General features: G+C 39.5%; 3 protein-coding genes (1 of these 3 only partly in view). All 3 read left to right on the top strand.

The genetic code is table 11. The annotated features are described in order from the left end of the window. On the top strand, positions 1-1,352 hold the 3' portion of the coding sequence (locus tag MKX47_RS01190) for a carboxypeptidase M32 (protein WP_445683566.1). The gene continues 142 nt to the left of window position 1, outside the view; only the last 1,352 of its 1,494 coding nucleotides appear in the window; the start codon falls outside the window, past its left edge; its stop codon occupies positions 1,350-1,352. A 499-nt stretch (positions 1,353-1,851) separates the two neighbouring features. Continuing rightward, entirely contained in the window at positions 1,852-3,546 is a 1,695-nt protein-coding gene (locus tag MKX47_RS01185; protein ID WP_340770237.1) for a methyl-accepting chemotaxis protein, read from the top strand. Between the two features lie 456 nt (positions 3,547-4,002). Further along, entirely contained in the window at positions 4,003-5,997 is a 1,995-nt protein-coding gene (locus MKX47_RS01180; protein WP_340770235.1) for a methyl-accepting chemotaxis protein, read from the top strand. Positions 5,998-6,000: the final 3 nt, after the last annotated feature.

Below are 6,000 nucleotides of genomic sequence, written 5' to 3'. Positions count from 1 at the left end.
CTGCTGAGTTATTTGCACTGCAAACAAGTGAAGAACTTGGGCATTTATTACAACAGCTTGAACAAGAAGATTTGAATATTGTAACGCGTCGTTTATTTGAAGAAGTGAAAAAGGATTATGATGAATCTAAGAAAATTCCGGCTGATGAATTTAAAGCGTATACCATATTGAAGGCTAAATCCGAAGCCGCTTGGGAAGAAGCAAAGGCTGCTTCAGATTTCCAAATTTTCTTACCTTACTTAAAAGAAGTCATTGACTATCAAAAGCGATTTGTTGGTTATTGGGGGCTTAAAAATGGCTCGGCCTACAATACATTACTGGATAAATATGAGCCGGATATGACAACTGATCTGCTGGATCAATTATTTGGTGAGTTAAAAGCTACAATTGTTCCATTAGTAAAGGCGATTGAAGCTTCGCCAAATAAGCCCGATACATCGATGCTATTTGAGCACTTCCCTAAAGCTGGGCAACATGCTGCTTCACTTGAACTTTTAGCGCAGCTTGGTTATGACTTCGAGGCTGGTCGTTTAGATGAAACGGTTCACCCATTTATGATTGGTTTAAATAGTGGGGATATTCGCGTTACGACGAAATATGATGAATCGGACTTCCGCTCGGCGGTATTTGGAACAATTCATGAGTGTGGGCATGCGGTGTACGAGCAAAATATTGCACCATCATTAAACGGCTTACCGCTGTCAACAGGGGCATCGATGGGGATTCACGAATCGCAATCCCTATTTTACGAAAACATTATCGGCCGTAACGAAAACTTCTGGAAGCATCAATTTGCTATTTTACAAAAACATTCACCGGAGCAATTTGGGCATGTGGAGGTAGCAGCGTTTTTAAAGGCCATCAATTACTCAGAGCCTTCGTTCATCCGCATTGAAGCGGACGAATTAACGTATCCGCTTCATATTATGATTCGTTATGAAATTGAGCGTGAAATTTTTAATGGGGATTTACAGGCCGAGGATTTACCGCGTGTTTGGAACGATAAATACGAGGAATATTTAGGAATTCGTCCTGAAAACGATGCGCAGGGGATCTTGCAGGATATGCACTGGAGTGACGGTAGCTTCGGTTACTTCCCTAGCTATGCTTTAGGCTTCATGTACGCCGCACAATGGAAACATGCGATGGATCAAGACATTCCTAATTTTGATGCACTTCTAAGTTGCGGAGATTTAGCACCGATTAAGCATTGGTTAACCGAAAAAGTCCATCAATACGGCGCATTAAAAAAGCCAAACGAACTTATTTTAGAAGGTACTGGCGAGGCATTGAGCGCCACTTATTTAGCCCGTTATTTAAAAGAAAAATATACAAAATTATATCAGCTATAATCGCTAAAGCTGCTCATCACTGGGTGGATTTTTTACATGTAAAAAGACCGCTACAACTACATAGCGGCAAAAAAGGAGAAATTCTATAAAAATTACAACATTGCTTTAAAAAAGTCCCTTTCATATATCCATGTACTACATATGAAAGGGCAAATGTGGAGAAACCTATAGTATATCTTCGCAGCGGGCAATTCCCCACCACTTGGATACCTGTTTATAGTTATACAGGGCAAAGGTTAAAAATAGGTTAAAAAAATCAATTTTCCCGAAAAATTTTTACCTTATAAGAATCATTCTATAATCCCTATTTTTCATATAAAATTCGGAATAAAATGAGATAAAATACCCTTTTCCTTTCCATTTACTACATTTACAGGAAATTTAACTGTCTTATTCTGTTTTTTTCCTTAGTTATCCGTAATATAGATTTTCCAATCATTAACTATGCTATTGTAATATCGATTAACTATTATATAAAAAATGAGGAGGTATTTTAAATATGTTTCAATTTAAAACGATTCGTATGAGTATATTATTTGCGTTTTCAATCGTCATTATTATCATCGCGGCCTACTCTGCTTATAATTTTACTCATGCATCGACTAGCGCAAAGCAAACCGATCTAATTGTTAACGAAGAGCTTCAATTACTAACAATTGACTATGACCTAGCTCAAACAATGGCCCTACGAATTGCGGCTGCACGAGGGTATGTGCTATCAGGGAACCCTGAATACAAAAACGTTTTCACAGAGAATATGGAACTTGCGAATAAGCAAGGTGCACATTTGCATGAATTAACAAAATCCGAAGCCTTTGATAAGTATCAAAAAATGGCGCAAGAATGGGATGAATACATACAATCGTCGGTTTTTGCTGTCTATGATGCCGGCGATAAAGATCTCGCTGTCAAAAATTTAGTTGCAATGGATAGCACTGCAACTGAGATTCGTTTAGTCTTTAAAGACCTCGCAACTGAACGTACAGAAAAGATTAATGCCACTGGTCAAGAGATGATCGATTCTAGCGAGACAGCGAAATGGGTCATTATCGGATTAGGCTTGCTGACAGTGATTTTATCAATTGTCATCGCAAGTATTAGCGCATCAAAAATTTCTAAAAATATTGTAACGGTTACGACACGCATGAAAAATATTGCGCAAGGTAATTTTAGTGAGCCTTTACTTGAAGTTCGTACAAAAGATGAAATTGCACAACTTACGGAAGCAACAAACACAGTCGTGAAAACGATGAATACTATGTTAAAAGGGATTCAATCAACATCTACAGAAGTAGCAGCACATAGTGAAGAATTAACACAGTCTGCTGTAGAGGTGAAAATTGGTACAGAGCAAGTTTCGACAACAGTGGGCGAAATTGCCAGTGGTACAGAATCACAAGCAAGTCACGCGGCAGATGTGGCCTCTACTATGAGTGACTTCTCTATGAAAATGAACGATGTCAATATGCGCAACGAACAAATTCAAGATGCGTCGAAAAATGTATTGGCGCTCACTTCTGAAGGTCAAAATCTAATGAACGACTCAACGCAACAAATGTCGACAATCGATACAATCGTGAAAGAAGCTGTCATCAATGTCGAGCAATTAGGAAAAGAAACACAGGAAATCTCACAAATCGTACAGGTCATCCATGCGATTGCCGACCAAACGAATTTACTTTCATTGAATGCGGCGATTGAAGCAGCACGGGCTGGAGAACATGGGAAAGGCTTTGCTGTCGTAGCCGATGAAGTACGCAAACTAGCCGATCAAGTAACCAATTCTGTTGATGATATTACAAAAATTGTTGAACGTATTTTAACGGGCTCAAACCTTGTCATGACTTCACTGGAATCGGGCTACAAAGAGGTAGAACGTGGTACCTCTCAAATTGCGACGACGGGTGAAACCTTCACAAAAATCACAAGTGCACTAGACGAAATGTCTGAACATATTACTGATATGTCTGGCAAACTAAATGATGTTGTTGCCAATAGTGCGACAATCAACCGTGCAGTCGATGAAATTGCGGCCGTTTCACAACAATCTGCTGCCGGCATCGAAGAAACATCTGCTACAGTAGAACAAGTAACCGGCTCAATGGATGAAATTTCAAGCAGTGCCGCAACCTTAGCGCAAATGGCAGAAAACTTAAATGACAATGTTCGCCAATTTAAACTGTATAACGATTAAATTTTAAGAATATAGTCTAATCAAAAATACAATTTTTCTCAAATAAGAAAAATTGTATTTTTTAATGGTGCCTATTTTTAAAGTAGCTTCTGTAATAGCTGATAACCTAAACCTTTAAATGCAATATCTAATGCGGCTGCAATGACGATAACGCCTGCAACCGCAAGATACAATCCCTTTTTTCCTTTCATACTAGCCTCCATACACTGTTCTTACGTCTATCATAGGTGATTTTTTATGAAAATCCTAGAAAATTGTCATCAGTCGTCGAATTCACCTCCTGAATCAATAAATTTCCTCCCATAGCTACGTAAATGTCACAAAGAATTTTAAATTAGGAATATTTTATCTCTTCATCTAAAAATTAAATCGCCTATTATAGGACATTATTTTATAATGAAATTAGATATAAATAAAAAGCACTATAAATTAGCAAAAAATTGGAGGGATAGTTGCATGGAGAAACTGAAAAAAGCGTTTAATGTCTCCATTAATTTTAAATTAGGCTTCGCATTTTTAATTGCATTACTCGTTCCTACATTACTGATTGCATTCACTTCTTACTTTTCAGCAAAACAGGAGCTGGAAGCTAAAATCAATTCAAGTGAAATGCAAAGTGTCGCCTCTGTTGATGCATTCATTAACAAGCATGTGTCACCCATCGTCAGTGATGTCGAATATTTCGCCGGCATGTTCAAACAAAGCGACTGGGACACTCAGCGCCAATGGGAACCGATTTTAGCAAAGCTGGAGCAATATTTTGAGACAAGCGAAGGCATTGTTTCATCCTTTATCGGAACTAAAAACGGAGATATGATTCAATACCCTGATTTAGGCCTTATGAATGACCCTAAATTTGATCCGCGTACACGTGCCTGGTATCAAAACGCAGAAGCCAATCCTGGGAAGTATGTAATTGCTACACCACACCAATCTGCTTCAACTGGCGATTGGGTAGTCACGGTATCCAAGCAGCTTGCAGATGGCAGCGGTGTTTACGCCATTAACTTAGGGATGGATGCGCTTTTTGAAATCGTTAACGGCATTCAAGTTGGGGAAACGGGCTATCCATTCTTAATGAGTTCAAATAAAACAATTATCGCCCACCCTACTTTAGAGGGCGGGACAGATGTTTCAGAAGAAGCTTGGGCCAATGATATGCTAACTACTGAAAAAGGCTCATTTGAATACATATTTGAAGGCTCAGACAAAAAAATGTATGTTGCAACAAACGAGTTAACAGACTGGAAAATCGGGGGCACGATGTTTAAAAGCGAAATCGCACAGGCTACTGTCCCTATTTTAAAAACAACACTTTATGTCGTCATTGCGGCGCTTGTTATTTTAGGCGTTTTCTTAATGATCATCATCCGTTCGATCACAAAGCCACTAAAACAAATTTCCAAAGCGGCCGTTGTGATGAGCTCTGGTGATTTACGTACAACATTAACGATCGATAAGCGTGATGAAATTGGCGTTTTAAGTCGTTCCTTCAATAAAATGAGCGGCATGCTTTCATCGATCATCAAGCATATTCATGAGCAATCTTCTGTTATCTCGGCTTCATCTGAAGAGTTAGCAGCGACATTGGCGGAAAATCGAAAAGCCTCTGAGAAAATTGCTTTAGCTATGAACGATGTGCAAGATGGCTTCGAACAGCAAACAAAGAAATTAACAAAGAGCTTTAAATCCTTGCGTAAAGTATCAGATAATATTCACTCCATCGAGGATAATACGGTGCAAGTAACGGCAAGTGCTCAAAATGCAGTAAGCGCTGCAGAGGTGGGGCATAATATTGTAATTTCCACGCAGCAGCAGATGGCCAACATCGAAGGCACGTTTAACCGCCTATCGTCTGATATTGGAACTGTGAATGCGTATGCCAATGAAATCAATGCCATTGTCAACGTTATTACATCCATTGCCGACCAAACGAACTTACTGGCGCTGAATGCTTCAATTGAGGCTGCGCGTGCTGGCGAACATGGGAAAGGCTTCGCAGTCGTAGCAGATGAAGTACGTAAACTGGCGGAACAAACGAATCATTCGTCGATCCAGGTAAAAGAAATTATTACCGCGATTCAACGCGAATCATCGAAATCCGTGGAATCGATGAACGATAGCTTAGGGGAAGTCTCAAAAGGCTTAGAAATGTTCGCACAAACTGAAACAAACTTCCTACAAGTAAAGCAATTCATCGAAAACCTTACAGAGCAGCTTGTCGACATTCAAGACCGCGCCCATTCTATCGCGCGTGACAGCGACTTTGTTGTCGGGGATATTCAAGTCGTTGAGGACATCTCAGGCCACTCTCAAAACCTGTTGCAGGCTGTCGCAACTTCTACAGAAGCACAGCTATGCTCCATTGAGGAAATTTCTGCTACAGCCGAAGCATTAGAGGCTATTGTAGATGAGCTATTAACTGAGGTTAGCGTATTTAAAACGAATTAAAGA

Origin of the sequence: Solibacillus sp. FSL R7-0668, from assembly GCF_038006205.1 — a bacterium.
Classification (GTDB): Bacteria; Bacillota; Bacilli; order Bacillales_A; family Planococcaceae; genus Solibacillus.
This window is presented reverse-complemented; position numbering and strand designations above follow the sequence as displayed.